Source organism: Kitasatospora sp. NPDC087314 (assembly GCF_044744365.1).
In the GTDB taxonomy this organism is placed as follows: domain Bacteria; phylum Actinomycetota; class Actinomycetes; order Streptomycetales; family Streptomycetaceae; genus Kitasatospora.
The window spans coordinates 17,149-43,970 of sequence record NZ_JBIUYE010000026.1 but is presented as its reverse complement, the minus strand read 5'-3'; the positions used below and the strand labels follow the sequence as shown (position 1 = coordinate 43,970).

Sequence of the window (26,822 nt, the reverse complement as noted above, 5' to 3'; positions counted from 1 at the left end):
GTACGGCGCGTACCCTCTGTACGCTCAAACGCTCAAACCCGAACCCCTATAGCGTGCCATGCGCCTGCTCCGGCTCCGGCACCGGAATACGGGTTGGGCGCACCGGCGGCCGTACGGCCCGCCCGAGCGCGGTCCGCTCCGCCTCGGCGGCGGCGTACTGAGGGTCGCGGCCGGCCGCTGCCAGGGCGCGCATCCGGGCCAGCCGGGGACCGTCCGGCCGGGGCGGGGCGGCGTCCCGCGGCCACTGGACGAGCAGCTGCGCGAACGCCGCCGAGCGGCCCGCGCAGCGCACCAGCAGCTCGTCGGCGGCCGGCAGGCCGGGTGTCGCCCGGGCCAGCACCGCCCGGGCCCGGGCCGGCTTCTCGGCCGCGCAGTGCTCGGCCAGCCGCTCCACGGCCGCGGTCAGCACCGCCGGGTCGGCCTCGGTGGCGAGCAGGGTGTCCAGCAACTCGCAGCGCAGCGCGTCCGCCGCCGGGTCCGCCACCGGGACGGACAGCACCTGTGCGAACGGCCGCCGCACGCCCGCCGCACGGGCGGCCAGCGCGCCGCCGAGCAGCACCCGCAGCTCCAGCCGGGCGGCCGGGCCGGCGGTCGCGGCGCGCTCCAGGCGGCGGCCCAGGTAGTCGACGGCGACCGGCCCGGCCAGCGCCGGGTGGTCGTGCAGCAGCCGGGCGGCCAGTTCGGTGCCCCGCCGGGTGGCCACCGGGGTGCGGGCGTCGGCCAGCACCCGCAGGGTCTCGGCGGCGGCCGCGCCCGGGGCCGCCAGCCGGTCGGCGAGCGCGGCCAGCACGGGCTCCGGGTCGCTCTCCAGGGCCGGGGCGAGCGCCCGGGGGGTGAGGAAGGCGTCGCCGCCCGCCCGGTGCAGTGCGAGCGCGGCGGGGAGGTGCTCGGCCCGGGTCTCCGGATCGCCGACCAGCAGGGCGAGCGCGGCGCCGCGCAGGCCCGGTTCGTCCTCGCGGGCGAGCAGGGTCAGCGCGGTGAACCGCAGCAGTCCGGCGGCGGCTCCGGCGGCGTGCGGGGCGACCCGCAGGGCGTGCACGGCGGCGGCGACGTGCCGCTCGGGCCGCCGGTCGTGGCTCCAGCGGTCCACCGCCCGGCAGAGCGCGGAGGGCTCCTCGACCGCGAGCACGGTGAGCAGCGCGTCCGCCCTCGGGTGCGCGGCGTCGGCCAGCGCGTCGGCCAATTCGTCCAGGGCGAGCCTGCGGTGGGCGTGCAGCAGGTCGTGGGCGAGGTCGGCGACGGTGCGGCCGGGGCGGCCGGGCAGGCCGCGCGGGTCGTCGAACCAGGCGCAGAGCAGCGGGAACACCGCGACCGGGTCGGCGCGCAGCCGCTCGGCCGCCGCGCCGAGGAACGGCTGCCCGGGCCCGTCGGCGGCCACCAGGCGGCGCAGCAGTGCGAGTTCGGCCTCGACGGGCAGGCCGAGCCCGGTCCAGAACGCCGGGCCGAACGCCCCGAGCCCCTCCGCCGGCAGCCCGTCCACCCCGCCCGCCGCGGCCGCCTGTTCGGCGATCCGCCCCGCCAACTGGTCGAGGAGTGCCCGGTGTTCGGCGGGATCGGGGCTGGCGGCCAGCCCGGCGGTGAGCAACCGGCAGGCCCACCAGGCCGGTTCGCTGCCCGACGGGCGCAGGTCCAGGGCGCGCCAGAGCCGGTGCAGCCACGGGTCCAGGGCGGGCGCGCCCCAGGTCTCGGCCAGCCGGCGCAGCGCGGCGGCGACCGGGCCGATCCGGTGCCGGGGGACGGCGCGCACCGCGCCGCGCGGGCTGGGCCCCGCTCCCCCGGCCCGTCCGCCGGGCGACGCCCCCAGCCCGTCGGCGGGCGAGGGGGGCGTGTCCTCGGTCTCACCCAGCAGCATCCGCAGCGCGGCGTCCAGGTCCAGGTGCAGACCCTGCAGCCAGTCCGCGAACTCCCCGTGCGCGAACCGGAATCCGGGCCCGGCGGGGACGAACAGGCCCTCGGCGAGGACGGCCGTGGCCCAGCCGCCGGACGCCGGGAACAGCTCCTCGAACGCGGCCCGGCCCAGCCCGCCCGGCTCGGCGCCGAGCATCCGCCGGGCCGCCTCGTGCACCCGCCCGGCCACCGCCGCCGCCAGCCGCCGCACCCGCCCGTGGGACGGCCCGGCGGGCCGGGCGGAGCCCCGGCGGTGGGCGCCCGGGCGGCGCGGCCGGCCGTCCTCGGCCAGCCGCTGGGCCACTCGCAGGCAGCGCAGGTCCAGGTAGGCGCCGAACAGCTCGCCCCGGCGTGCCGGTTCCCCGCGCAGGCCCTCCGCCCACAGCTCACCGGCCAGCCGGGCGGCCAGCGGGTGCCGCGCGTCGGCGGCGGCCGGCCAGCCCGGCGGCAGCCCGTACCGGCGGCGCACCCGCTCGGCCGCCTCGGCGGGCAGCGGGCCGAGCCGGTGCCCGCCGAGGGTCGGGGCGCCCGGGCCGGCGCCGTCCATCCGGACGGTGGGGGCGCTGGCCAGGTCGCCGCCCGGCTCCGGCTGGTCCGCGCACCGGGTGCGGTCCGTGCCGCTGCCCCACTTCTGGGCCGCCAGCCGCTCCCAGGCCTCCTCGCCGCAGGCGGTCAGCAGCCGCGCCCCGCAGCCGGTCAGCCAGTCCCCGGCGCCGCGCAGCCAGCGCGGGTCCTGCGGCGCCGGGGCCTCCTCGGGGCCGTCCAGGACCACCAGCAGCGGCCGCCCGGCCGCCGCGCACAGCGCCGCCACCGGCTCCGGCGCGGGCGCCGGGATGCCCAGTTCGGCCGCGGCGGCGGCCAGCGCCCGCTCCACCGCGGCGGCGAGCGAGCGGTCCTCGGCCAGCAGGTCGGCGCCGCGCAGCCAGAGGGTGGGCAGCGGCCGGGCGCCGTCCGCGCGGCGGGCGGCGAGGGCGGCGAGTTCGGTGGAGCGCCCGCTGCCGGGGGCGCCGACCAGCGCGGTGACGGTGGCCGGCGGTTCCTCCCCGGTCAGCCCGTCGGGCCGGTCGACCCGGTCGGCGGCGAGCCCGGCCACCCGGCCGGGTCCGGCCCCGGCGGCGGCCAGCTGCGCGGCGGTCAGCCGCAGCACCCCGGCCAGGTTGAGCGTGGGCCCGTAGGCGGGCACGGTCGCGGCGTTGCGCGCCAGCAGTTCGGCCAGCGGCGGGGCGACGACCGCGCCGCCACCGGCCGGTACCGCGGGCAGCGCGCCGCCGCACTGCGGGCCGCCCAGCGCGGGCACGGCCAGGGCCACCACGGCGCCGCTGCGGGCGTCCAGCACCGGCGAGCCGGCCGGCACCGCGACGCCGGCGATCACCGGCGGGTCGAGCAGCAGCAGCCCGCCCGGCAGGTGGCCGCCGTCCGGCCGGACGTACCCGGCGCCGGTGACGCCCAGCAGGCCGCAGCGCAGCGCCACCGCCCGTTCGTCCTCCCCGGCCAGCGCGGGCAGCAGCACCTCGGGCCCGGCCCCGAGCGCGGCGACCGGCAGCGGCGGTACGGGCAGCCCGCCGACCGCGTCCGTGCGCAACAGGGCGAGCCCGTGCTCGGGCAGCGGCAGCACCGCGTCCGGGCCCACCACCCGGGTCTGCCCGCCGGGGGTGTGCAGGACGATCCGGTCCAGGCCGGTGACGCTCTCGTGCGCGGTGAAGACGGTGCCCTGCGGATCGGCGACGAACCCTAAACCGTGCAGCCGCCCGTTGAGGTCGCGGATCCGCAGCAGGTACCGCCCTGGCTCCCCCGCCACACCGTCGCCGTCCAGGAATCCCGGCATTCGCACCGCCCTCCCCGCAGGGCCCGGCGGCCCGGGAGCGGACTCGTCGCGGCGACCTGCTCGCCGCCGGGGAGCCTGCCCGCCCGGGAGCGGGCCCGACCGCGCCCGCGCCGCTCACCACGGCCGTTCACCTCGCGCGCCCCCCCGGACGAGTGAAACCCCCGCCGGGATGACTCCCGACGGGGGTGAACTGCGGCTAGCCCCAGGGACCTGAGGGGCCTCAGCCGACGAAGACCGCGACCGGCTTCGCCTGCCCGCCCTTCTCCTCGACCAGCGCGAGGAAGCGCCCGTCCGGCCCGAACACCGCGATCGGCCCGTCCACGCCCAGCCCGGGCGCCTTGAGGCGGGCGCCGTGCGACAGCTTCTCCGCCGCCGCCTCGTCCAGGTCCCAGCGCGGGAAGGCGGCCGCCGCGGCCTCGGCGATCGGCAGCACCTGCAGCCCCGCGGCGGAGTCGCCGGTGACGGCGGCCTCCAGCTGCTCCAGGGTGTGCGCCGACTCCACCGAGTACGGCCCGACCCGGGTCCGCCGCAGCGCGGTCAGGTGGCCGCCGACGCCGAGCCCGGCGCCCAGGTCGCGGGCCAGTGCCCGGATGTAGGTGCCGGAGGAGCACTCGACGGTCACGTCCAGGTCCACCACCGGCGTGCCGTCCTCGGCGACCGCCGCGCGCTGCCCGTGCACGGTGAAGGAGTGGATCGTGGTGGGCCGGGCCGCGAGCTCGAAGTCCTCGCCCTCGCGCACCCGCGCGTACGACCGCTTGCCGTCGATCTTGATCGCGCTGACCTTGGAGGGCACCTGCATGATCTCGCCGGTGAGCGCGGCGATCCCGGTGTCGATCGCCTCCCGGGTCACCCCGTCGGCCGGGCTGGAGGCGGTGACCTCGCCCTCCCGGTCGTCGGTGACGGTGGTCTGGCCGAGCCGGATGGTCGCCTCGTACGTCTTGGCGGTGAGCATCAGGTGCCCGAGCAGCCGGGTGGCCCGCTCGACGCCGATCACCAGCACGCCGGTGGCCATCGGGTCCAGCGTCCCGGCGTGCCCGACCTTCCGCGTCCCGGCCAGCCATCGCAGCTTGGCGACGACCCCGTGCGAGGTGATGCCCTCGGGCTTGTCGACGATCACCAGGCCGTCCGGGCCGGTGCCTTTGCGCTTCATCAAGTTCTTTCTCTAAAAAACGGTCAAGAGATGATCAACGTACCGGTCGCAGCGCGCCCCGGAACCGTTCGACCACCGCGGCCACGTCCTCCCGCGCGCTGAACCCGGCCGCGAAGACGTGCCCCCCGCCGCCCAGTTCGGCGCAGGCCGCGGCGACGTCCACCGCGCCCTTGGAACGCGAGGAGCCCCGCAGCGTGCCGTCCGGGTCCTGCTTGAGCACCAGCGCCACCTCGGCCTCGGCCGGGCGGCGCAGGATGTCGATCAGCCCCTCGATCTCCTCGACCGTGACGCTGAACAGCACCAGGTCCTGGTACGGCACCCAGGTCCACACCAGGCCCAGCCCGCCGGCCGCGTCCGGCTCGTAGACGGCCCGGTCCAGCGCGCCCGCGAGCACCTTGAGGTAGCCGAAGGAGGAGGTGTCCCACAGCTGCCGGGAGATCAGGTCGTGCCGGATGCCGGTGGCCAGCAGCCGCCCGGCGAGTTCGTGGGTGGCGGGCGTGGTGGCCCGGTACTTGAACGAACCGGTGTCGGTGGCGACGCCGGTGTAGAGGCAGGTGGCCAGATCCTGGTCGAGTTCGACGCCGAGCCGGCGCAGCAGTTCGTCGACCAGAACGGCGGTGGCCGGCGCGGTCGGATCGATCAGCTGGTGCGTGCCGAAGCCCGGATTGGAGGCGTGGTGGTCGATCACCACCAGCGCGGGCGCGGCGAAGGCCTTGCCGTGCAGCAGGCCGAGCCGGCTCTCCGCGGCCACGTCGAAGCAGAGCACCAGCTCGGGGACGTCCGGCACCTCGGCGGCCGGCACGATCAGCTCCTGGCCGGGCAGGAAGGCCAGCGACTCGGGCACGATCTGCGGGTCGTCGCCGAAGGAGACCCGCACCTGCTTGCCGAGCCCGCGCAGCGCCAACGCGGCCGCCAGCGAGGAGCCCAGGGCGTCGCCGTCCGGGCAGATGTGGCAGATCAGGTCGATCGAACGCGCCCGCCCGATCTCCGCCACCACCTGCTGCCAGAGCAGCTCGAAGCCGCTCTCCTCGGCGCGCGGCCCCGGGAGCGCCGCGAGGGCACCCTCCACCGTGCTGGTGGAGGACGCCCCCGTGGTCGAACCGGCTCGCGAGGCGGCCTTCGCCGGCTCACCCGCCATGACTACTCGTCCTCGTCGTCACGCTCGGACGCCGGAACCTTGTACGGGTCCGCGTCGCCGGCGTAGGTCGCGCCCGCGGCGGTGGTGCGCACCGCCGCGTCGATGGCCTTGGCCCGGTCGAGCAGGTCGTCGATGTTCCGTGCGTTGTCCGGCAGCGCGTCCGCGACGAAGGTCAGCGTCGGGGTGAAGCGCACCCCGATCTTGCCGACCTCGGAGCGGATCACGCCCTTGGCGCTCTCCAGCGCGGCGGCGGTCGCCTCGCGCTCGGTCTCGTCGCCGAAGACGGTGTAGAAGACGGTGGCCTCGCGCAGGTCCCCGGTCACCCGGGTGTCGGTGATGGTCACGAACCCCAGTCGCGGGTCCTTGATCCGCCGCTCCAGGGTCTGGGCGACGACCACCTGGATGCGGTCGGCGAGCTTGCGCGCCCTTGCGGTGTCGGTCACGTTGCCTCCTCGTGCAGTGGGTCCGGCATCCGGGCGGCTGCGCGCCCGTCGGGGCCCAAGCCCCAAAGTACCGGCCCGCGCCCGGCCTTGCGGGCGCTCTGGGTCCTGATCCGTGTGAGAACGGCGACTTCCGCCGACCGTCTCCACGGCTCTCATTCGTCGTCGTCGTTGTGGTAGCGCCTCCTCGCGGAGAGGAGCTGCACCTCGGGGCGGCCGGCGACCAACCGCTCACAGCTGTCCAGGATCTCGGTGACGTACCCGGCCTCGCCGGACACCACCGCGAGGCCGATCTCGGCCCTGCGGTGCAGATCCTGGTTCCCGGTCTCGGCAGCGCACACGCTGTACTTGCGCTGCAGTTCGGCCACGATGGGCCGCACGATCGAACGCTTCTCCTTGAGCGAGTGGACGTCGCCCAGCAGCAGGTCGAAGGTGAGTGTTCCCACGAACATGTGTGACAGGTCTAGCCGACCTGGAAGGCCTCGGGGAAGCCGCCCGGAACCGGGCTGGCGTACGAGGACCGACCCTACACAGCGAGACCGGGGCCGGTCGACGGAAATACCACCCGTCGACCGGCCCCGGCGGCCACCCGCTTACGCGCGCGGCTTCTCGCGCATCTCGTAGGTCTCGATGACGTCGTCGACCTTGATGTCGTTGAACGACCCCAGGGTCACACCGGCCTCGAAGCCCTCGCGGACCTCGGTCGCGTCGTCCTTGAAGCGGCGCAGACCCTCGATGGTGAGGCTCTCCGCCACGACCTTGCCGTCGCGGATGAGGCGGGCCTTGGCGTTGCGGCGCAGCAGGCCCTCGCGGACCAGCACACCGGCGATGTTGCCGAACTTGGAGGAACGGAACACCTCGCGGATCTCCGCGGAGCCGAGGCGCACCTCCTCGTACTCGGGCTTGAGCATGCCCTTGAGGGCGTTCTCGATCTCCTCGATCGCCTGGTAGATGACCGAGTAGTACCGGACGTCCACGCCTTCCTTGTCGGCCGCAGCGCGCGCACGGCCTTCGGCGCGCACGTTGAAGCCGATGATGATGGCGTCCGAGCCCATCGCCAGGTCGACGTCGGACTCGGTGATCGCACCGACGCCGCGGTGCAGCACCCGGAGCTCGACCTCCTCGCCCACGTCCAGCTTGACCAGGGCGTCCTCAAGGGCCTCGACCGAACCGGAGACGTCACCCTTGATGATGAGGTTGAGCTGCTCGATGGAGCCGGCGGCGATGGCCTTGTCCAGGTCCTCCAGGGACACCCGGACCCGACGCTGCGCGAAGGCGGCGTTGCGGTCGCGGGCCGAGCGCTTCTCGGCGATCTGGCGGGCGGTGCGGTCCTCGTCGACGACGATGAAGCTGTCGCCGGCGCGGGGCACCGAGGTCAGACCGAGCAGCAGCACCGGACGGGACGGGCCGGCCTCGGTGAGGTGGTTGCCGTTCTCGTCCAGCATCGCGCGGACGCGGCCGTAGGCGTCGCCCACGACGATCGAGTCGCCGACGCGGAGCGTACCGCGCTGGACCAGCACGGTCGCCATGGCGCCGCGGCCCTTGTCGAGGTGCGCCTCGATGGCGATACCCTGCGCGTCCTGCTCGGGGTTGGCCCGCAGGTCGAGCGAGGCGTCGGCGGTGAGGACCACGGCCTCCAGCAGCTGGTCGATGTTCAGACCCTGGCGCGCGGAGATGTCGACGAACATGGTGTCGCCGCCGTACTCCTCGGCCACCAGACCGAACTCGGTCAGCTGACCGCGGACCTTGGTCGGGTCGGCGCCCTCGACGTCGATCTTGTTGACGGCGACCACGATCGGCACACCCGCGGCCTTGGCGTGGTTCAACGCCTCGACCGTCTGCGGCATGACACCGTCGTTGGCCGCGACCACCAGGATCGCGATGTCGGTGGACTTGGCGCCACGGGCACGCATGGCGGAGAACGCCTCGTGACCCGGGGTGTCCAGGAAGGTGATCGGGCGCTCTTCGCCGTTCACGATCGTGGCCACCTGGTAGGCGCCGATGTGCTGGGTGATGCCACCGGCCTCGCCGGCCACCACGTTGGACTTGCGGATGGCGTCCAGCAGGCGGGTCTTACCGTGGTCGACGTGACCCATGACGGTGACGACCGGCGGGCGCGGGGCCAGCTGGTCCTCGTCGCCCTCGTCGGCGCCGAAGTCGATGTCGAACGACTCCAGCAGCTCGCGGTCCTCGTCGTCCCGGCTGACGATCTCCAGCTGGAAGCCCATCTCGCCGGCCAGCAGCTCGAGGGTCGCGTCGGAGACCGACTGGGTCGCGGTGACCATCTCACCGAGGTTGAACATGACGGAGACGAGCGCGGCCGGGTTGGCGTTGATCTTCTCCGCGAAGTCCATCAGCGAGGCGCCGCTCGACAGGCGAACGGTCTGGCCGTTGCCGCGAGGCAGCATCACACCGCCGACGGACGGGGCCTGCATGGCCTCGTACTCCTGGCGCTTCGCCCGCTTCGACTTGCGGCCACGCGCCGGGCGACCGCCCGGGCCACGACCGAAGGCGCCCTGCGTGCCACCACGGGCACCCGGGCCGCCGGGACGACCGCCGAAACCACCGGGGCGCGGGCCGAAGCCGCCGCCGCCACCCGGGGCACCGCCACCGGGACGCGGACCGCCGAAGCCGCCGCCACCGGCCGGACGCGAGCCCGGACCGGCCGGACGACCCTGGAAGCCCGGACGGGCGCCACCGGCACCACCCGGACCACCCGGACGGCCGCCGGGGCCACCCGGGCCACGGCCACCGGGGCCCGGACGCGGGCCGGGAGCCGGACGCTGCGGCATCATGCCCGGGTTCGGGCGCGGCATGCCGGACGGGGTCGGGCCGCCGGGACGCGGGCCGGCCGGACGGGGCATGCCGTCCGGACGCGGACGGTCGCCACCCGGACGCGGCGCGCCACGGTCGGCACCGGGAGCACCAGCGGGACGCGGACGGTCGCCACCCGGACGCGGGGCGCCACGGTCGGCACCGGGAGCACCGGCCGGACGCGGACGGTCGCCACCCGGACGCGGCGCGCCACGGTCGGCACCGGGAGCACCGGCCGGACGCGGACGGTCGCCACCCGGACGGGGACGGTCACCGGAGGGAGCGCCGCCACCCGGACGGGCACCCGGCGCGGCCGGACGACGGTCGCCGGGGCGGGCCATGCCGGTGGCGCTGCCCGAGGTGAACGGGTTGTTGCCCGGACGCGGACCGGCCGGACGCGGGCCCGGACGGGCGCTGCCGCCGGCAGCAGCGGGGGCGGACGCCGGACGCTGGGCCTGGGCGGCCGGGCGCTCGGCGGGGGCCTCGGCCGGAGCCGGGGAGGAGAACTCGGCCGCCGGAGCCGCAGGTGCGGCGGGGCGGGCCGCCGGGCGCGGGCCCGGGGTCGGCGCACCCGCGGGGCGCGGGGCGGCGGGCGCGGCCGGGGCGGCGGGAGCCGCTGCGGCCGGGGTGGGACGGGGGCCCGGGGTCGCGGCAGGGCGCGGACCCGGGGTCGGGGCACCCGGCTTGGGTGCGGCCGCACCGGCGGCGGAGCCACCGGCGGGCTGGGGCGCCGCGGGCTTGCGCGGGCCCGGCTTGGCAGCGGAACCACCGGTGGTGGGGGCCACTCCCAGAGCGTCAGTCAACTTGCGTACGACCGGCGCCTCGATGGTCGAGGACGCCGAACGGACGAACTCACCGAGCTCGGTGAGCTTGGCCATGACGGCCTTGCTCTCCAAGCCAAGCTCCTTGGCGAGTTCGTAAACCCGGACCTTAGCCACTTCACTCCTGTCTATGAGTCCGGGGTGTCTCGTCCGCCGGACCGTCGCTACTTCATGGGCGTACCCATCGCGTACTCATCGCGTACTCATCGAGTGCTCATCGCAATCTCGACCTACTTCCACATCGCGAGGTACCTGACTGGTGCACGGCGTGCGGCTGCCCGCGCGCTGTGCTTGTTGCGGTGGTTCTCCGTCGCGCAGAGCGACGGCCGTAGCGGGAGGTTCCCCGGGCGGGCCTGAGTGGACTCAGGGCTCCGGGGTGTCGCCTGCCCGCTCCCCGATGAACTCGCGGAGCCGCTCCGTGTCGAGCGTGCCCTGGAGCCGGAAGGCCCGGGGGAACGCCCGACGGCGGACCGCGAGGTCGAGGCAGGCCGGATCAGGGTGCAGGTGCGCGCCCCGGCCCGGCAGTGCGCCACGGGGATCAGGGACGCAGACGCCCTCGACCGCCGTGACACGCAACAGCTGGTGCTTGGCCGCTCGCTTGCGGCAGCCCACGCAGGTGCGTTCCGGGCGTGCTCGGACATGCGTCCGGCCAGACGAAGGCAAGTCTACCCCTCCGAAGGGACATGGCGCCGCCCCGCCGATCCCGGGGGGAGCGGCGGGGGGTCTTTGGACAGAGCGAGCGGCCGGTCAGCGCCGCACTTAACGGTCGGCGTCCCGGTCGGTGTCCCGGTCAGCGTCCCGGCCGCCGTCCTCCGGCTGGCCCTCGGTGTCCGGCCGGATGTCGATCCGCCAGCCGGTGAGGCGGGCGGCGAGGCGGGCGTTCTGCCCCTCCTTGCCGATCGCCAGCGACAGCTGGTAGTCGGGCACGATCACCCGGGCGGAGCGCTGGGCGAAATCGACGATCTCCACGCTGGTCACCCGTGCGGGGGACAGCGCCGCGGCGACCATCTCGCGAGGGTCCTCCGACCAGTCGACGATGTCGATCTTCTCGCCGTGCAGCTCGCCCATCACCGCGCGCACCCGGCTGCCCATCGGGCCGATGCAGGCGCCCTTGGCGTTCAGGCCCTGCCGGCGCGACCAGACCGCGATCTTGGTGCGGTGGCCGGCCTCACGGGCGATCGCAGCGATCTCCACGCTGCCGTCCGCGATCTCCGGGACCTCCAGCGCGAACAGCTTCTTCACCAGGCTCGGGTGCGTCCGCGACAGCGTCACCGAGGCCCCGCGGACACCGCGGCGCACCGCCACCACATAGCACTTCAGCCGGGTGCCGTGCCGGTAGTCCTCGCCCGGGACCTGCTCCTGCGGCGGCAGGATGGCCTCCAGCTTGCCGATGTCGACCAGCACGTTCTTCGGGTCGTTGCCCTGCTGGACGACACCGGTGACGATGTCGCCCTCCTTGCCCGCGTACTCGCCGAAGGTCTGGTCGTCGGCGGCGTCGCGCAGGCGCTGCATCATCACCTGGATGCCGATGCTGGACGCGATCCGGCCGAAGCCGTTCGGGGTGTCGTCGAACTCCTTCGGCTCGACGCCCTCGTCCAGCTCCGCCGGGTCCTCCATCGCCCACACGGTGACGTGGCCGGACTTGCGGTCCAGGTGCACCCGGGCGCGACGGCGCGAGCCCTCGGTGCGGTGGTACGCGGTGAGGAGGGCGGACTCGATGGACTCGACCAGCAGGTCGAAGGGGATGTTCTTCTCGTTGACCAGCGTGCGCAGGGCACTCATGTCGATGTCCACGGCTACGCCTCCTCGTCTTTCGTCACGTTCGTCATGGTCCAGGCGGTGCGCAGGTCACTCCGCACCGTCGTCCCCCTCCTCGGAGGCGTCCGCGAAGTCCGCGGCCTCGTCGAGGAGCTCGTCGTCCTTGCGGTTGAACTCGACCTGGACGCGCGCCCGAGCCACCTCGGCGTACGCCAGACGGCGCTCCTTCGGACGACCGCGGCCCTTCACCGGCTGCACCTCGACCAGCGCGCCGTCCTCGTCCGCCTCCAGCACCCGGGCGACGATCTCCCCGCCGTCGACCAGGTGGATCTTGGCCAGCCGGCCCTCGGCGCGCTGCCAGTGCCGGGGCAGGTCCAGCGGGCGCTCCGCGCCCGGCGAACCGACCTCCAGCAGGTAGGGCTCGTCACCCATCAGGTCCGACTCGTCCAGGGCCTCACCGACCACCCGGCTGAACTCCGCGATGGCGTCCATGTCCACGCCGCCGTCGGTGTCGACGTCGATCTGCACCTGGCGGCGGTTGCCCGCCTTGGTGACCTTGACGTCCTCGAGGTCCAGTCCGGCCTGCGCGGCCAGCGGCTCCAGCAACGCGCGCAGCCGGTCGGTGTGGGTGGTGCTCATCCGGGTGGACTCCTCGGCCGCGTCTGCTGTTGTCAGAAGGTCGCTCCGCACCCTCCGGCGCCGGTCCGGCGCACACCGGGTCACGGCAGCTCGGCCCAAAGCCTAGCCGGTGAAGCCGGGAACCACCGATTCCGGACCACCGCCGACCGGTCGCACGCCACCCACTGCGAGCAAGCTCACACCGGCCCCCGCCGGGCCCCGAGATCCGAATCCGGGCCCGAAATCGTGGGGATTCTGTAATCATTCACGCCAACGAGGACCGGCGGGAAGGCCGCCCTCCCGCACACGCCCCGGAGTGACACCAATGCAGCCGCCCAGCCGACGCAGCTTGCTGGCCCTCGGGCTGCTCGTCCTCACCGCGTGTACCAGCGGCTACGACGGCAACGACGCCGTGCCCGGCAACCGCGGCCCGCTGCCGAACCCGGACGAACCGGTCGTCCTGCGTTCCATCGCCGCCACCGACACCCTGCTCAGCGGCTACGACGCCCTGCTCGCCGGCCCTGGCGGCGCCCAGGCCGCCCTGCTCCAGCCGCTGCGGGCCGAGGTGGCCCAGCACCGTGCCGCGCTCGCCTACGGCCTGCCCGCCGCCTCGATCCCCCCGGCGCCCCCGGCCACGCCCGCACCTTCGGGCCCATCCACGCCTTCGGGCACGCCGTCCGCCACCCCGACCGCCGTGCCGGTGACCACCCCAGCGGCACTCGCCGCGCTCGAACGGCAGACCGCCCAGACCCGCCTCGCCGACCTGGCCGCCGCCAGCCCGCCGCTCGCCCGCCTGCTCACCTCCGTCGCCGCCTCCGACGTACTGCACGCCGTCGCACTCGGCGACACCACCGCGTCGGCCACCCCGCCCCCGGCCGCCGGCACGCCCACCGAGGCGCCGACCGCGCCCCCGGGCGACCAGCCCACCAACTCCCCCTCCCCCTCGGCCACTCCCTCCGCCGCCGCGGCCGTCACCGCCCTCCAGGGCGCGCTCGGCGCCGAACACGCCGCCGTCTACGGCTACGGCGTGGTCGGCGCCCGGCTCCCCGAGGACCAGCAGCGCGCCGACGCCCGCACCGCCTACGCCGCCCACGAGGCCCGGCGGGACTCCTGGCAGCGGCTGCTCGCCTCCCTCGGCGCCACCCCGACCGCCGCCGCCGGCGGCTACCAGCTCCCGTTCGCCGTCACCGACACGGCCGGCGCCACCCGGCTCGCCGCCCACCTAGAAACCCGGCTCACCGCCGTCTACGCCGACCTGGTCGCCGCCGTCCCCGGCCCCCAGCGGAGCGCCGCCGCCGACGCCCTGCGCGAGTGCGCCCTGCGCGCCCACCGCTGGGGCGCCGCCGACACCGCCTTCCCCGGCATCCCCGAGCCCCTCCCCACTCCCACCGCCGCCCCTTCGGCTACCCGGCCCTGAGACCGGACCCGGCCCGCGCCACTGACCTGCGGTTTCCCGTCCATGGCCGACAATGGACGGGTAGTACCAACGGGGGAGCGTCAACCGGAAGGCCGGCATGTCGGGAGTAGCACCGCAGATCACCGTCCCCACCTGGCTGGCGCGCAGCGTCGCCGCGAGCCAGGGCGAGCCGGGCCGGCAGTGGCTGGCCGGGCTCCCCGCGCGGGTGGCCACGTACCTGGCGCGCTGGGACCTCACCCTGGAGCGGGTGCTCGACCCCGGCGGCAGCCTGAGCCTGGTCGGCTACGTCCACCGTGACGACCTCTCCCTCGCCGTCCTCAAGGCCGGACTTCGCACCCCCGAGACCGCCCTGGAGCACGCGGCGCTCGCGCACTGGGCCGGCCGCGGGGCCGTCCTGCTGCTGGACTCCGACCCGGCCGAGGGCGTCCTGCTGCTGGAGCGGCTGCACGGGGAGATCCCGCTGCGCTCGCTCGCCGAGGCGAAGGCGATGCTGGAAGCGACCAGCCTGCTGCACCGGCTCTGGTCCGACCTGCCGGAGGGCCACCCGTTCCCGTCGCTCGCGGCACGGACCGCCGACACCTCGGAGCGGCTGCAAGGACTCCGCGCCCTTCCCGGAGCGGCCGAGGCCCAGTCGCTGGTCACCGAGGCACTGGAGACGGCCGACGGCCTGGCCGGCTCCGCCACCGAGACCTTCCTGCTCCACGGGGACTTCCACCACGGCAACGTGCTCGCCGCCGACCGGGCACCCTGGCTGGCGATCGACCCGCGCCCGCTGGCCGGCGAGCGCGCCTTCGACCTGGCCCGGCTGGCCCTGGACCGGGCGGACACCCTGGTCGGCTCCCCGGGCGTGGCCGCGGCCGTCCGCCGCCGGCTGCACCAGCTCGCGGACGCGCTGGAGGTGGACCGGGAGCGGCTGCGCGGCTGGACGCTGTTCCGGGCCGTCGACCTCGCCCTGCGGGCCCTGGCGGCCGGCCGCCAGGAGGACGCCGAGCTCTACCTGGAGTTCGCCGGAGCGCTTTAGGACGCGCCGGGCTCGCGCAGCGGAAGCCGCGCCCCCATCACCGCGTACAGCCGGTCCGTCGCGGGGAAGCGCACCGCGCGGGCGAGGTCCTGGTAGCCGAGCGCCCGGTAGAGGCGTCGCGCGGGGGTCTCCGCGTCGATCGCGGAGAGGATGCTGCGGTCCAGCCCGGAGTGCTCGCAGAGGGTCCGGATCAGCCGGGAACCGACGCCCTGGCCCTGGAATTCGGGCAGCACGTGCAGCTCGGTGACGGCGAACACGTCGTCCAGCCAGCCGCCGTGGCCGCCCGCGCTCAGGTAGGGCTCGATCACCGTGCTCCACCAGTGCTCGCGTTGGTTGGGCATCCCGTAGCCGAAGCCGACCAGCCGACCGTCGCTCATCGCGCCGAACGCGATCACCCCGGCCTGGCGGGCGTGCCGTCCGACGATGTGCAGCCGGACCGCGACCTCCTCGGGCGTCAGGCCGAACGCCACCGCCTGGACCTCCAGCGCCTGCGGCGCCCAGGCCGCAAGGTCGATGGCCTCGATCGTCACCCCGGTCAGCTGATCCATGCCCCGGACGTTACTACTAGCAGCCCGGTGGCGCGGGCGAAGATCGGAACCGAACACCCGGGGCCCGGGGTCAGAACAGGACGCTCATGAATGCGCCCACCTCGCGGAACCCCACCCGCCGATACGCCGCCCGGGCCCGCAGGTTGAAGTCGTTGACGTAGAGCGAGACCACCGGGGCGACCTCGCGCAGCGCGATGTCCAGGACGGCGGCCATGCCGCTCTCGGAGAGGCCCTGGCCCCGGTACTCGGGGGCGACCCAGACGCCCTGGACCTGGCAGGCGCCCTCGGTGACGGCGCCGATCTCGGCCTTGAAGACCACCTGGCCGTCCTCGGTGAAACGTGCGAACGAGCGCCCGGTGGTGACGAGTTCGGAGACCCGGGCCTGGTAGAGCAGGCCGCCGTCGCCGGCCAGCGGGGAGACCCCGACCTCCTCGGTGAACATCGCCACGCAGGCGGGCATCAGCGCCTCGACCTCGTCGCGGCGCACCCGCCGCACCAGCGGGTCGGGGGCGATCTCGGCGGAGGGCGCGGTGGTGGCCATCAGCGGCTGGTGGGCACGGACTTCGCGGGCCGGGCCCCAACTGCGTTCCAGCAGCGCCCAGAAGGCGGCGGTGGCCTCGGCCGGTCCGACGATCGAGGAGCAGCGGCGGCCCTGTCGACGGGCCCGCTCGGCGAAGGCGGCGACGGCCTGCGGCCCGGCGTCGACCAGGACGAGGTTGGCTCCGGCGTAGCAGAGCGCGGCCAGGGCGCCGGCCCCGTCGTACCAGCCCCACATCTCGCCGCCGAGCCGCCACGGGTCCAGGCCGACGGCCTCGACCCGGGTGGCGACGAAGGCGTTGGCGACCGGGTCTCGGTGGAGGATCTCCAGGGCGTCCGCGAGGTCGGGGGGCTCCAGCACGCGGGTGGTGGCCAGGGAGCGGGCGGCCTGGAACGAGCCGGGGAGCATCACACCTCGATCGAGCATCGAGACAGCACCTCACTGAGACGAATCTGGCCGCACCCTACTCCGTGGCCCCACCCGGCTACGGCCGCGGGGCCGTCCGCGAACGGACGGCCCCGCTTCCGGAAAGCTGCGCGCGGCGCACCCGCGCGGACCCCGCGCGGTCAGTCGGCGGCGACGACGGTCGGCGTACCGGCCTCGACGCCCGCCTCCTGCATCTGCTCGGCGAGCTTGAGCGCCTCCTCGATCAGGGTCTCGACGATCTTCGACTCGGGGACGGTCTTGATGACCTCGCCCTTGACGAAGATCTGGCCCTTGCCGTTGCCGGAGGCGACGCCGAGGTCGGCCTCGCGGGCCTCGCCCGGACCGTTGACGACGCAGCCCATGACGGCGACGCGCAGCGGCACCTCCATGCCCTCCAGCCCGGCGGTGACCTCCTCGGCGAGCTTGTAGACGTCGACCTGGGCGCGGCCGCAGGACGGGCAGGAGACGATCTCCAGGCCGCGCTGGCGCAGGCCCAGGGACTCCAGGATCTGGTTGCCGACCTTGATCTCCTCGGCCGGCGGGGCGGAGAGGGAGACCCGGATGGTGTCGCCGATGCCCTCGGCGAGCAGCGCGCCGAAGGCGACCGCGGACTTGATGGTGCCCTGGAAGGCGGGGCCGGCCTCGGTGACGCCCAGGTGCAGCGGGTAGTCACAGGCGGCGGCGAGCTGGCGGTAGGCGTTGATCATCACGACCGGGTCGTTGTGCTTGACCGAGATCTTGATGTCGCGGAAGTCGTGCTCCTCGAACAGCGAGCACTCCCAGAGCGCGGACTCGACCAGGGCCTCGGGGGTGGCACGGCCGTACTTCTCCAGCAGGCGCTTGTCGAGCGAGCCGGCGTTGACGCCGATCCGGATCGGCACACCGGCGTCCCTGGCGGCCTTGGCGATCTCGCCGACCTTGTCGTCGAAGGCCTTGATGTTGCCCGGGTTGACGCGGACCGCGGCGCAGCCGGCGTCGATCGCGGCGAAGACGTACTTCGGCTGGAAGTGGATGTCGGCGATCACCGGGATCTGGGACTTCTTGGCGATGATCGGCAGCGCGTCGGCGTCGTCCTGGGAGGGGACGGCGACCCGGACGATCTGGCACCCGGACGCGGTGAGCTGGGCGATCTGCTGCAGCGTGGCGTTGATGTCCGAGGTCACGGTGGTGGTCATCGACTGCACCGAGACGGGGGCGTCGCCGCCGACCGGTACGTTGCCGACCATGATCTGCCGGGATACACGGCGCTTGGCGAGCGGCTTGAGCGGCAGGGACGGAATACCGAGCGAGATCGCGGTCATGTGCGCAGGGTTCCCCGGGGTTGAGGTGTGGTCGACCGCCCGGCCATTGGGACGGCCGAGGCCGGGCGCGCGATCGAGGCGCGCCCGGCCTCCACGGTACGGCACGGCGCAGGGCCCCAGCACACCCGCCGTACCCGGACCCCCTAGCTGATCTTCACCGGGTTCACCAGGTCGGCGACCATCACCAGCAGGGTGAAGCCGATGAAGATGCTGGCCACGACGTACGCCACGGGCATCAGCTTGGCGACGTCGAAGGGGCCCGGGTCGGGCCGCCTGAACATCCGTGCGAAGCGGCGCCGGACCGCCTCCCAGGCCGCACCGGCGATGTGGCCGCCGTCCAGCGGGAGCAGCGGCAGCATGTTGAACAGGAAGAGCGAGAGGTTGATGCCGGCCAGCAGGTTCACGAAGATCGCGACCCGCTGGGTGGCCGACTCGTGGAGCGAGAACACCTCGCCGCTGACCCGGGCCGCGCCGACCATCCCGATCGGCGAGTCCGGGTCGCGCGGGGCGTCACCCACCACGGCGTTCCACAGGCCCGGGATCTTGCCGGGCAGGGCGGCCAGCGACTTCACCCCGTTCTCGGCCATGTCGTACATCCGGTCGACGGACTGCCCGAAGCCGAGCTGGACGGTTTCGCTCTTGGGGGTGAACCCGAGGAACCCCGCCTGAACGGTCTGGCCCTTCACCGGCACGCCCCTGCCGTCGTACTTCTGCACGTCGTTGACGGCGATGGTGGGCTTGAAGGTGAGCCGCTCACCGCCGCGGTCCACGACGATCTCCACCTGCTTGCCGGCCGACTTCCGGATGTCCGCCTGGAACTGGTCGTAGTCGCGGATCCGGTCGCCGTCGAAGGAGAGCACCTTGTCGCCCTGGCGCAGGCCCACCTCGTTGGCCGGGGTCTTGGGCGCGTCGGCGGGGCAGGTGTCGGTGGGCTGACCGGCCTTGACGACGCACTGGGCGACCGAGCCGATGGTCGGCACCGCCATGGAGACGCCGAAGCCCATCATGACGGTCAGGAACAGCCCGAAGGCCAGGATCAGGTTCATGAACGGCCCGGCGAACATGACGATGATCCGCTGCCAGGGCTTGCGGGTGTAGAACAGCCGGTGCTCGTCGCCCTCCTGGAGCTCCTCGTAGGAGGCCTCCCGGGCGTCCTCGATCATGGTCCGCCAGGGCGAACTGCTGCGCTTGGTGATCCGGCCGTCCTCGCCGGGCGGGAACATCCCGATCATCCGGATGTAGCCGCCCAGCGGGATCGCCTTGAACCCGTACTCGGTGTCGCCCTTCTTGCGCGACCAGACGGTCGGGCCGAAGCCGACCATGTACTGCGGCACCCGGATGCCGAACAGCTTGGCCGTGGAGAGGTGGCCGAGCTCGTGCCAGGCGATCGAGACGAGCAGCCCGACCGCGAAGACCAGGATGCCGACCACCGTCAAAACCATTGCCACCGCTGGTCCTCCATGCCGCTCCGCTCGTCGTCTTGTCTTACCGCAGTCACGCCGGGTCGGACACCCGGCACGGGCGTTCCCGACCGGGAACGCCCCACGCCGTCAACCCGCCGCCGTCAGCCCGCCGCCAGCTCGCGGGCCCGGGCGCGGGCCCAGTCCTCCGCGTGCAGGACGTCCTCGACCGTCAGGGAAGTTCCCGGAACGGGCGTGCCGTGCTCGGCGACGACCTTGGCAACAGTGTCCACGATTCCCGTGAAAGCGAGGCGGCCCTGCAGGAACGCCTCCACGCACTCCTCGTTCGCCGCGTTGAAGACCGCCGGGGCGGTACCGCCCAGGGTGCCCACCTCACGGGCCAGCTCCACCGCCGGGAAGGCGTCGTTGTCCAGCGGGAAGAACTCCCAGGTCGCGGCCTTGGTCCAGTCGCAGGCGGGGGCGGCGTCCGGCACCCGCTCCGGCCAGCCCAGGCCCAGTGCGATCGGCATCCGCATGTCCGGCGGGCTGGCCTGCGCCAGCGTCGAACCGTCGGTGAACTCCACCATCGAGTGCACCACCGACTGCGGATGGACCACGACCTCGATCCGGTCGAACGGCACGTCGTACAGCAGGTGCGCCTCGATCACCTCCAGGCCCTTGTTCACCAGGGTGGCCGAGTTGATCGTGACCACCGGGCCCATCGCCCAGGTCGGGTGCGCCAGCGCGTCCTGCGGGGTCACCCCGGCCAGCTGCGCACGGGTCCGGCTGCGGAACGGGCCGCCGCTGGCCGTCACCACGAGCTTGCGCACCTCGGCCCGGGTGCCGCCGGCCAGCGCCTGGAACAGCGCGGCGTGCTCGGAGTCCACCGGCACGATCTGCCCCGGCTTCGCCACCGCCTTCACCAGCGGGCCGCCGACGATCAGCGACTCCTTGTTGGCCAGCACCAGCACCCGGCCCGCCGCCAGCGCGGCCAGCGTCGGGCGCAGCCCGATCGACCCGGTGATGCCGTTCAGCACCGAGTGGCACTCCATCGCGGCCAGCTCGGTCGCCGCGTCCGGCCCCGCCAGCACCGCCGGCAGCGGACCGCCGGCCGCCTTCTCCGCCAGCGCCGCGCGCAGCGCCGGCTCGGCCACCGGGTCCGCCACCGCCACCGTGTGCACGCCCAGCCGCAGCGCCTGCTCGGCGAGCAGCTCCACCCGGCCGCCGGCCGCCGACAGGGCGACCACCCGGAAGCGGTCCGGGTTGCGGAGCACCACGTCGATGGCCTGGGTGCCGATCGACCCGGTCGAACCGAGGATCACCAGCTCCCGGGGGCCGGAAGGGTCCTGCACGATGGGCGTGAACCGCAGCTGCGGGTGGGCGAGCGAAGTCATGCGCCCATTGTGTCCTGCCCGCAGCCCTGCGCAGGACCCCCTCGACGGGACGCCCGGCAGGGGACCGCCACCGCGCGACGGCTCTCCCCAGGACGCCGGGGCCCGCCCCGGGCTACCGTCGGAGCCATGCGTACCGTCATCGCCGGGGGCCACGGACAGATCGCGCTGAAGCTCGAACGGCTGCTCGCCGCGCGCGGCGACCGGCCCGCCGGGATCATCCGCCGCCCCGAACAGGCCCAGGACCTCGCCGACGCCGGAGCCGAGCCGCTGCTGCTCGACCTGGAGTCCGCCACCGCCCCGCAGCTCGCCGAACTGCTCGCCGGCGCCGACGCGGTGGTCTTCGCCGCCGGCGCCGGACCGGGCAGCGGCGCCGCCCGCAAGAACACCGTGGACCGCGACGCCGCCGTCCTCCTCGCCGACGCCGCCGAACTCGCGGGCGTCCGGCGTTACCTGATGGTCTCCTCGATGGGCGCCGACGCCGACGCCCACCACCCCGCCGACGAGGTCTTCGAGACCTACCTGCGGGCCAAGGGCGCCGCCGACGACGCCGTCCGGGCCCGGACCGGGCTGGCCTGGACGGTGCTGCGCCCCGGCCGGCTCACCGACGGCCCCGGCACCGGCCTGGTCCGGCTCGCCCCCTCGGTCGCGCGCGGCGCCGTGGACCGGGCCGACGTCGCCGCCGTGCTCGCCGCGCTGCTGCGCGAACCGGGCACGGCCGGGCAGACGTTGGAACTCGTCGCCGGCAACGCCCCGATCGAGGAGGCCGTCACCGTCGCGGCCGGGCACAACGGCTGAACCGGAGCGGGGCGCCGGGCCGGCCCCGGCACGCGCGAAGGGCCCGGTCACCGGACCGGGCCCTTCGTCGGGGTCGCTCAGCGGGGGTCGATCAGAGGTCGAGGCCGGTGAGGACCAGGACCTTCTCGACCGTGTAGTCGTCCATCGCGTAGCGGACGCCCTCGCGGCCGACGCCGGAGTCCTTGACGCCGCCGTACGGCATCTGGTCGGCGCGGTAGGACGGCGCGTCGCCGATGATCACACCGCCGACCTCCAGCTCCCGGTGGGCGCGGAAGGCGGTCTGCAGGTCGTGCGTGAACACGCCCACCTGCAGGCCGAACGGCGAGTCGTTGGCGGCCGCGAACGCCTCGTCGACACCGTCCACCCGGTGCAGCGACAGGACCGGACCGAACACCTCGGCCTTGGCCAGGATCGCGTCCGCCGGCAGCTCGGCCAGCACGGTCGGCGCGTAGGTCGCGCCCTCGCGGGTCCCGCCGGCGAGCACCTTGGCGCCCTTGGCGACCGCGTCGTCCACCCAGGACTCCACCCGCTTGGCGGCGTTCTCGTCCACCAGCGGGCCGACGTCCGTCGCGTCGTCGTTCGGGTCACCGGTGACCTGCGCCTTGACCTTGGCCACGACCTTCTCCACCAGCGCGTCGTACACCGACGCGTCGGCGATCACCCGCTGCACCGAGATGCAGGACTGGCCGCCCTGGTAGTTGGCGAACATCGCGATCCGGGTGGCCGCCCAGTCGAGGTCGGCCTCCGAGGACCAGTCGGCGAGCACCACGGCCGCGGCGTTGCCGCCCAGCTCCAGGGTGCAGTGCTTGCGCGGCACCGAGTCCATGATCTGGTAGCCGACCTTGTCCGAACCGGTGAAGGAGATCACCGGCAGGCGCTTGTCCTGCACCAGCGCCGGCATCCGGTCGTTCGGCACCGTCAGGATGCTCCAGGAACCGGTCGGCAGGTCGGTCTCGGCCAGGATCTCGCCCAGCACCATCGCCGACAGCGGGGTCGCCGGGGCCGGCTTCAGGATGATCGGGGCGCCGACCGCGATCGCCGGGGCGACCTTGTGGGCGACCAGGTTCAGCGGGAAGTTGAACGGGGCGATCCCGAGCACCACACCGCGCGGGAAGCGGCGCACCACCGCGAAACGGCCCACGCCGCCCGGGTCGGTGTCCAGCCGCATCGTCTCGCCGTTGGTCCGGCGGGCCTCCTCGGCCGCCCAGCGGAAGACCGAGACGGCACGGCCGACCTCGCCGCGGGCCCACTTGATCGGCTTGCCGTTCTCCGCGGTGATCAGCTGGGCGATCTCCTCGGTACGCTCGGTCAGGCGCTTGGCCACGTGGTCCAGCGCGGCGGCGCGCTGGTGCGCGGGCGTGGCGGCGAACACCGGCAGCGCGGCGACGGCGGCGTCCAGCGCCTCCTCGACCTGGGCCTCGGTCGGGATGCTCACCGTGCCGACCAGACGGCCGTCCCAGCTGTTGTGCACCTCGAAGTCGGCGTCGCCGCTCGCCCGGCGGCCGGCCAGCCAGAAATCGTACGTGGTGGTCACCGTGGTACCGGCCCTCTCCTCGTCGTCGTCAGGCCCACGGGAGTGGGACCCGAACCCGAGGGTAGGTGGGGCGGCGGGCCGACCGGATTGGCCGACCAGGAGTGTTCGACTCCGAGGCCACTCCATCCCGTCCAGGGCCTGCGGTTACTCCTCGCCGGAGCGCAGCGCCAGCCACAGCTCCATCCGCACGTCGGTGTCGTCCAGCGAACGCCCCAGCAGCTCCTCGACCCGGCGCATCCGGTAGCGCAGCGTGTGCCGGTGCACCCCGAGATCGGCCGCCGCCGCGTCCCACTGCCCGTGTCGGGACAGCCACGCCCGCAACGAGGCCACCAGATCGCCGCGGGCCGTCCGGTCGTGCTCGCGCAGCGGCCGCAGCAGCCCCTCGGCGAACGCCGTCACGGCGTCCTCCCCGAGCAGCGGCAGCAGCGAACCCGCGCCGACCTCCTCGTGGTCCACCGACCGCCGGCCGCCGCGCAGCGCCACCGCCAGCGCCCGCTCGGCCTGCGCGTGCGCCGTCCCGGCCTCCTCCAGCGCGGCCGGCGCGGACACGCCCAGCGACAGGCCCTCGTGCTCCTCGACCGCGCCCAGACAGGCCCGGTGCACCGCGCCGTTGTCCAGCGCCAGCACCATCAGCCGCAGCCCGTGCGCCCCTTCCTCCCGCGCCACCAGCAGCTTCTCGCCCACCCGGGCGCCCGCCTGCTCGGCCCGGTCCCCCAGTTCCCCGAGGGCCTCCGCGGCCTCCGCGTTCGGCCCGGCCCCGGCCACCAGAACCCGTATCGTCCCCTCCGGCAGGCCGCCGAACAGCCCCACCGCCACCTGGCGGGCCGTCGCCACCTCTCCCGCCAGCACCATCCGCAGCAGCGCCGCGCCCATCCGCTCCTCCGCCTGTCGCAGCTCGCGCGAGCGCTCCAGCGTCAGGGTCAGCAGCGCCACCGCCGCGTTCAGCACGTACCGCTCGGTCGGGGTGATCCGGTCCTCGGTCCCCACCGCCAGGAAGCCCCGGGCCCGCCGGTCCGCCCCCAGCGACTGGACCACCACGTAGTCCTCGTCCGCCGTGTCTATCCCCGGCGCCCGCCCCTGCAGCGCGGCACTCGACGGCGCCGGGCGCCGGCGCAGCCGGTCCACCTCCGCCGCCAGCCGCCCCGCCCGGCGCGCCGCCCAGTCGGGCGCCACCACCGACAGCGCCCCCGACCCGTCGTACAGCGCGGCCCACCCGCCCAGCCGAGCCGCCAGCCGGCGCACCACCGCCGTCGTGCCGTCCTTGCCCAGCGCGGCCCGGGTCAGCTCCTCCTGCGCCTCGAAGGAGGTCGTCACCGCCTCGTACTGCTCCGCGGCCAGCGCCGCCGACACCACCTTGCTGATCGCGATGAACGGCGTCGGCTCCGGCACCCGCAGCAGCGGCAGCCCCCGCTGCGCGGCCGCGTCCACCAGCGGCTGCGGCACCTCCGTGTGCGACAGCCCCACCCCCAGGCCCAGTCCCACCACCCCGGCGTCGGCCAGCCGGTGCACGTACGCCTGCAGCTGCGCCGCCGTACGGCCCAGCTTGATCCCGGTGGTGAGCAGCAGCTCGCCACCCTCCAGGAACGGCGTCGGGTCGTCCAGCTCACTGGTGTGCACCCAGCGGACCGGCCGCTCCAAGTGGTCCGCACCGGCGAGGACCGTCAGATGGAGCGAGCTGTTGCGGACAACGGAGGCGAGTGTGGGGGGCATGGCACCTTCGGGGGATCGACCTGACCGCGCCGTTGCGGCCGGGCGAGGAGAGGGCAATGGGACAAGTGAGAGTCTCTCCCCTTCATTATGGACGCACCGGACAACCGGCACTGCCGAATCCACCTCGAAGGCGAGCTTGGACCTCGCGCCCCGTCACCCCCGCAGATCCACCAGCAGCGGCGGCACCTGCTCCCCCGACACCGCCGTCAACGACACCACCGCGTGCCCCGCCGGCAGCGCGTGCGCCAGATCCGACGGCGACCACCGCAGCCGCTCCACCTCCCGCGTCGTCACCGACTCCGTCTGCGCCGCCGTCCCCGACAGCGCCCGCCGCCCCAGCCGGCCGGCCCGCCGCACCACGCCGCCGGAGGTGTCGGGGGTGTGGGTCACCGCGGTCTCCGACACCAGATGCGTCCCCCAGGCCTCGGAGAACATCCGACCGTCCCACGGCGCGATCCCCGGGAACACCATCCGGCAGCCGACCGCACCGAACAGCGGCGCCCGCAGCGCCTCCGGCAGGTCCACCAGCGTGCGCAGCAGCAGCACCGCGCCCGCGTTCGCCCCGCGCATCCGCTGCACCCCGCGCACCGCGGTCGCGTCCAGCGCCGCCGAGGCGTCGTCCACCACCAGGCCCGCGAACAGGGAACGGTCCTCGCGGGCCCCCGCCGCCTGCACGAACTGACCCACCACCAGCCGGGACAGCATCCGCGCGGCCTCCGGGTGGCTGCGCTCCGGCAGCTTCACCCGCACCCGCAGCGGATGGTCCAGCACCCGCATCGCGAACGGGGGCCGGCCGGTGCCGTCCGTCGCGAAGGCGCCCTCGAAGGCCGGCCGGTCCAGCAGCGTCAGCCGATCCGCCAGCAGCGCGCCGGGGTCGTCCGCCCGGCCGCGCTGGCGCTCCCGGTGCTCCAGGTCCCGCTCGTACACGGCCAGTCGGCCGGCCACCCCGAGCGCCTTCACCAGGGCCGCCAGCGCGTCCGGCTCACCGGCCAGCAGCGCCCGCAGCTCCCGGACTCCCGGATAGCGGCCGTACGCGGCGTGGAACGGGCCCACCACCTGTTGCAGCGCCGTCCGGGCGTTCTCCGCGCGGGCCGTCAGCTCGTCCGGCAGCAGCGCCTCGGCCAGCCGGGCGGCCGCCTCGTCCGGATCCCGCGCCGCGCCGTAGAGGTCCAGCCCGTACACCGACGCCGGGTCACCGGGCGCGATCACCACGTCGTACCAGGCGTCCGGGCCGAGGTCGGCGTCCGCCGCCCCGACCACCACCGCGCACGCGGTACCGGCCAGCGCCTGCAGGCACAGCGCCTCCGCCACCGGCCGCGCCAACCGCGCCGTCTTCCCCGTCCCCGCCGGGCCCACCGCCAGCAGCGAGGTGCCCAGCACCGCCGGATCCAGCGCGAAGCCGGCCGCCCGGTGGCTCAACGGGTTCTTCGGCACGTCCTGGGCGGTCCCGAGGCAGACCTGACCCAGCAGCAGGTCGTGCCGCTCGGCGCGGCCCGCCAGCTCTCGCGACTCCGAGGGGTGCGCGAAGGCCGCCCCGCCCCGCGCCGCCACCTGCTCGACGAAGGCCGGCACGAACGCCGGGTCCGCCTGCGCCGACTCCCACGCCCGCTGGATCCGGACGTAGTCGACGTCGCCGACCGCCTCCCGCTCCAGGCGCCCGGCTGCCTCGGCCGCCCCGCCCTGCCGCAGCCCGTCCCACGGGTCCATCCCCCGGGTCGCCTCCGCCGCCACCCGGTCCTCCTCGGCGGGCTGCTCCTGCGTCACCGTCCGCGACAGCAGCGGCGCCACGTACCGGCGCCACACCTCGGGCCAGCGGCCCATCCGGCCGAAGAGCTTGATGACGAGCGCGGCCACCAGGAGGTTGACGGACACACCGACGACGGTCACCTCGGTGTCGGTGGGGTTCTTCACCCAGACGGTCAGCACGATCAGGCGAAGCACCAGCTGGGTTCCGTACAGGAATGCGAACCACGCCACCACCGCGTTGAGCCCCGCCCGCAGCAGCAGCGGCCAGGCCGCGACCTGGGCCGCCTCCGCCCGCTCCGGGTCGATCCGGCGGTAGCCCAGCCGGTAGACGCCGGGCTCGGCCTCCGGGCGCGCGGCCGCGGCCCAGGTGGGGAGGTCGAAGGCGGGGGGCCCGCCGGCGCGGGTACCGGGCCGTTGGTGGGGCATCGGGGCCGGGGATCTGGTGGTGGTCCGATCGGTGTGGTGGTGTGCCCCGTCCTGCGCCATGTACGGCCCCGCTCCCTCGCCCGCCCGGCCCGACCGCCGTCGGTGCCGCCATACC

20 protein-coding genes are annotated in these 26,822 nt (G+C 74.8%); 3 read left to right on the top strand and 17 right to left on the bottom strand.

Features of this window, described 5'->3' with window-relative positions:
- Positions 1 to 46: 46 nt before the first annotated feature.
- From ACIO5E_RS37890 to rimP, 9 genes are all read right to left on the bottom strand, one after another.
- Positions 47 to 3,712: a serine protease gene (locus tag ACIO5E_RS37890; RefSeq protein ID WP_400676786.1), complete on the bottom strand. Its 3,666-nt coding sequence runs from the start codon at positions 3,710 to 3,712 to the stop codon at positions 47 to 49.
- Between the two features lie 220 nt (positions 3,713 to 3,932).
- Positions 3,933 to 4,862 carry a tRNA pseudouridine(55) synthase TruB gene (gene truB / locus ACIO5E_RS37885; RefSeq protein ID WP_400676784.1) on the bottom strand — a complete coding sequence of 310 codons (930 nt, stop codon included), beginning with the start codon at positions 4,860 to 4,862 and terminating at the stop codon, positions 3,933 to 3,935.
- A gap of 34 nt (positions 4,863 to 4,896) precedes the next feature.
- The gene (locus ACIO5E_RS37880) at positions 4,897 to 6,000 is read right to left on the bottom strand and encodes a bifunctional oligoribonuclease/PAP phosphatase NrnA (RefSeq protein ID WP_280685388.1); all 1,104 of its coding nucleotides are present in this window, start codon (positions 5,998 to 6,000) and stop codon (positions 4,897 to 4,899) included.
- 2 nt (positions 6,001 to 6,002) lie between these two features.
- Positions 6,003 to 6,443, bottom strand: a complete 441-nt coding sequence (gene rbfA / locus ACIO5E_RS37875; RefSeq protein ID WP_280685389.1) for a 30S ribosome-binding factor RbfA — start codon at positions 6,441 to 6,443, stop codon at positions 6,003 to 6,005.
- Between the two features lie 152 nt (positions 6,444 to 6,595).
- A complete protein-coding gene (locus tag ACIO5E_RS37870; RefSeq protein ID WP_030397729.1) occupies positions 6,596 to 6,892 on the bottom strand; it encodes a DUF503 domain-containing protein in 297 nt (98 codons plus the stop codon).
- Positions 6,893 to 7,033: 141 nt separating this feature from the next.
- Positions 7,034 to 10,192, bottom strand: a complete 3,159-nt coding sequence (gene infB / locus ACIO5E_RS37865; RefSeq protein ID WP_280685390.1) for a translation initiation factor IF-2 — start codon at positions 10,190 to 10,192, stop codon at positions 7,034 to 7,036.
- A 246-nt stretch (positions 10,193 to 10,438) separates the two neighbouring features.
- Positions 10,439 to 10,687, bottom strand: a complete 249-nt coding sequence (locus ACIO5E_RS37860; protein ID WP_280685391.1) for a YlxR family protein — start codon at positions 10,685 to 10,687, stop codon at positions 10,439 to 10,441.
- Positions 10,688 to 10,834: 147 nt separating this feature from the next.
- Positions 10,835 to 11,869, bottom strand: coding sequence for a transcription termination factor NusA (nusA, locus tag ACIO5E_RS37855; protein ID WP_400676781.1), 1,035 nt, complete (start codon positions 11,867 to 11,869; stop codon positions 10,835 to 10,837).
- 54 nt (positions 11,870 to 11,923) lie between these two features.
- On the bottom strand, positions 11,924 to 12,472 hold the full coding sequence (rimP, locus tag ACIO5E_RS37850; protein WP_400676779.1) for a ribosome maturation factor RimP: 549 nt from the start codon (positions 12,470 to 12,472) through the stop codon (positions 11,924 to 11,926).
- Positions 12,473 to 13,274: 802 nt separating this feature from the next.
- Between rimP and ACIO5E_RS37845 the strand changes: the two genes are divergently transcribed.
- Both ACIO5E_RS37845 and ACIO5E_RS37840 read left to right on the top strand, forming a co-directional pair.
- Positions 13,275 to 13,868, top strand: a complete 594-nt coding sequence (locus ACIO5E_RS37845; protein ID WP_400676830.1) for a ferritin-like domain-containing protein — start codon at positions 13,275 to 13,277, stop codon at positions 13,866 to 13,868.
- A gap of 97 nt (positions 13,869 to 13,965) precedes the next feature.
- A complete protein-coding gene (locus tag ACIO5E_RS37840) occupies positions 13,966 to 14,889 on the top strand; it encodes an aminoglycoside phosphotransferase family protein (protein ID WP_400676777.1) in 924 nt (307 codons plus the stop codon).
- Here the strand turns inward: ACIO5E_RS37840 and ACIO5E_RS37835 are convergent.
- The 5 genes from ACIO5E_RS37835 to dxr form a co-directional block, all read right to left on the bottom strand.
- Entirely contained in the window at positions 14,886 to 15,437 is a 552-nt protein-coding gene (locus tag ACIO5E_RS37835) for a GNAT family N-acetyltransferase (RefSeq protein ID WP_400676775.1), read from the bottom strand. The two genes, ACIO5E_RS37840 and ACIO5E_RS37835, sit on opposite strands and share 4 nt — an antisense overlap.
- 70 nt (positions 15,438 to 15,507) lie before the next feature.
- Entirely contained in the window at positions 15,508 to 16,383 is an 876-nt protein-coding gene (locus ACIO5E_RS37830; RefSeq protein WP_400676827.1) for a GNAT family N-acetyltransferase, read from the bottom strand.
- Positions 16,384 to 16,541: 158 nt separating this feature from the next.
- Positions 16,542 to 17,702: a flavodoxin-dependent (E)-4-hydroxy-3-methylbut-2-enyl-diphosphate synthase gene (gene ispG, locus ACIO5E_RS37825; protein WP_280685396.1), complete on the bottom strand. Its 1,161-nt coding sequence runs from the start codon at positions 17,700 to 17,702 to the stop codon at positions 16,542 to 16,544.
- A gap of 143 nt (positions 17,703 to 17,845) precedes the next feature.
- The gene (locus tag ACIO5E_RS37820) at positions 17,846 to 19,150 is read right to left on the bottom strand and encodes a M50 family metallopeptidase (RefSeq protein WP_400676773.1); all 1,305 of its coding nucleotides are present in this window, start codon (positions 19,148 to 19,150) and stop codon (positions 17,846 to 17,848) included.
- A gap of 116 nt (positions 19,151 to 19,266) precedes the next feature.
- Positions 19,267 to 20,496, bottom strand: coding sequence for a 1-deoxy-D-xylulose-5-phosphate reductoisomerase (gene dxr / locus ACIO5E_RS37815; protein ID WP_400676772.1), 1,230 nt, complete (start codon positions 20,494 to 20,496; stop codon positions 19,267 to 19,269).
- A 126-nt stretch (positions 20,497 to 20,622) separates the two neighbouring features.
- Here dxr and ACIO5E_RS37810 point away from each other — a divergent pair, with 126 nt between their 5' ends.
- On the top strand, positions 20,623 to 21,291 hold the full coding sequence (locus ACIO5E_RS37810) for an NAD(P)-binding oxidoreductase (protein ID WP_400676770.1): 669 nt from the start codon (positions 20,623 to 20,625) through the stop codon (positions 21,289 to 21,291).
- 91 nt (positions 21,292 to 21,382) lie between these two features.
- On the opposite strand, the gene ACIO5E_RS37805 is transcribed toward ACIO5E_RS37810, so the two are convergent.
- The 3 genes from ACIO5E_RS37805 to ACIO5E_RS37795 all read right to left on the bottom strand — a co-directional run bounded on the left by ACIO5E_RS37805 (position 21,383) and on the right by ACIO5E_RS37795 (position 26,707).
- Complete coding sequence (locus ACIO5E_RS37805; protein ID WP_400676768.1) at positions 21,383 to 22,825, bottom strand: aldehyde dehydrogenase family protein; 1,443 nt, start codon at positions 22,823 to 22,825, stop codon at positions 21,383 to 21,385.
- A 144-nt stretch (positions 22,826 to 22,969) separates the two neighbouring features.
- A complete protein-coding gene (locus ACIO5E_RS37800; RefSeq protein ID WP_400676766.1) occupies positions 22,970 to 24,535 on the bottom strand; it encodes a PucR family transcriptional regulator in 1,566 nt (521 codons plus the stop codon).
- A gap of 153 nt (positions 24,536 to 24,688) precedes the next feature.
- Entirely contained in the window at positions 24,689 to 26,707 is a 2,019-nt protein-coding gene (locus ACIO5E_RS37795; protein WP_400676764.1) for an ATP-binding protein, read from the bottom strand.
- Positions 26,708 to 26,822: the final 115 nt, after the last annotated feature.

Bases quoted from the DNA above. Each gene is read 5' to 3' on its own strand.
- ACIO5E_RS37830 (WP_400676827.1), bottom strand. From the start codon at position 16,383: ATGCTCCCCGGCTCGTTCCAGGCCGCCCGCTCCCTGGCCACCACCCGC.
- ACIO5E_RS37870 (WP_030397729.1), bottom strand. From the start codon at position 6,892: ATGTTCGTGGGAACACTCACCTTCGACCTGCTGCTGGGCGACGTCCAC.
- ACIO5E_RS37890 (WP_400676786.1), bottom strand. From the start codon at position 3,712: ATGCCGGGATTCCTGGACGGCGACGGTGTGGCGGGGGAGCCAGGGCGG.
- ACIO5E_RS37810 (WP_400676770.1), top strand. From the start codon at position 20,623: ATGCGTACCGTCATCGCCGGGGGCCACGGACAGATCGCGCTGAAGCTC.
- ACIO5E_RS37835 (WP_400676775.1), bottom strand. From the start codon at position 15,437: ATGGATCAGCTGACCGGGGTGACGATCGAGGCCATCGACCTTGCGGCC.
- ACIO5E_RS37795 (WP_400676764.1), bottom strand. From the start codon at position 26,707: ATGCCCCACCAACGGCCCGGTACCCGCGCCGGCGGGCCCCCCGCCTTC.
- ACIO5E_RS37880 (WP_280685388.1), bottom strand. From the start codon at position 6,000: ATGGCGGGTGAGCCGGCGAAGGCCGCCTCGCGAGCCGGTTCGACCACG.
- ispG (WP_280685396.1), bottom strand. From the start codon at position 17,702: ATGACCGCGATCTCGCTCGGTATTCCGTCCCTGCCGCTCAAGCCGCTC.
- truB (WP_400676784.1), bottom strand. From the start codon at position 4,862: ATGAAGCGCAAAGGCACCGGCCCGGACGGCCTGGTGATCGTCGACAAG.
- rimP (WP_400676779.1), bottom strand. From the start codon at position 12,472: ATGAGCACCACCCACACCGACCGGCTGCGCGCGTTGCTGGAGCCGCTG.
- ACIO5E_RS37840 (WP_400676777.1), top strand. From the start codon at position 13,966: ATGTCGGGAGTAGCACCGCAGATCACCGTCCCCACCTGGCTGGCGCGC.
- ACIO5E_RS37800 (WP_400676766.1), bottom strand. From the start codon at position 24,535: ATGCCCCCCACACTCGCCTCCGTTGTCCGCAACAGCTCGCTCCATCTG.
- dxr (WP_400676772.1), bottom strand. From the start codon at position 20,496: ATGACTTCGCTCGCCCACCCGCAGCTGCGGTTCACGCCCATCGTGCAG.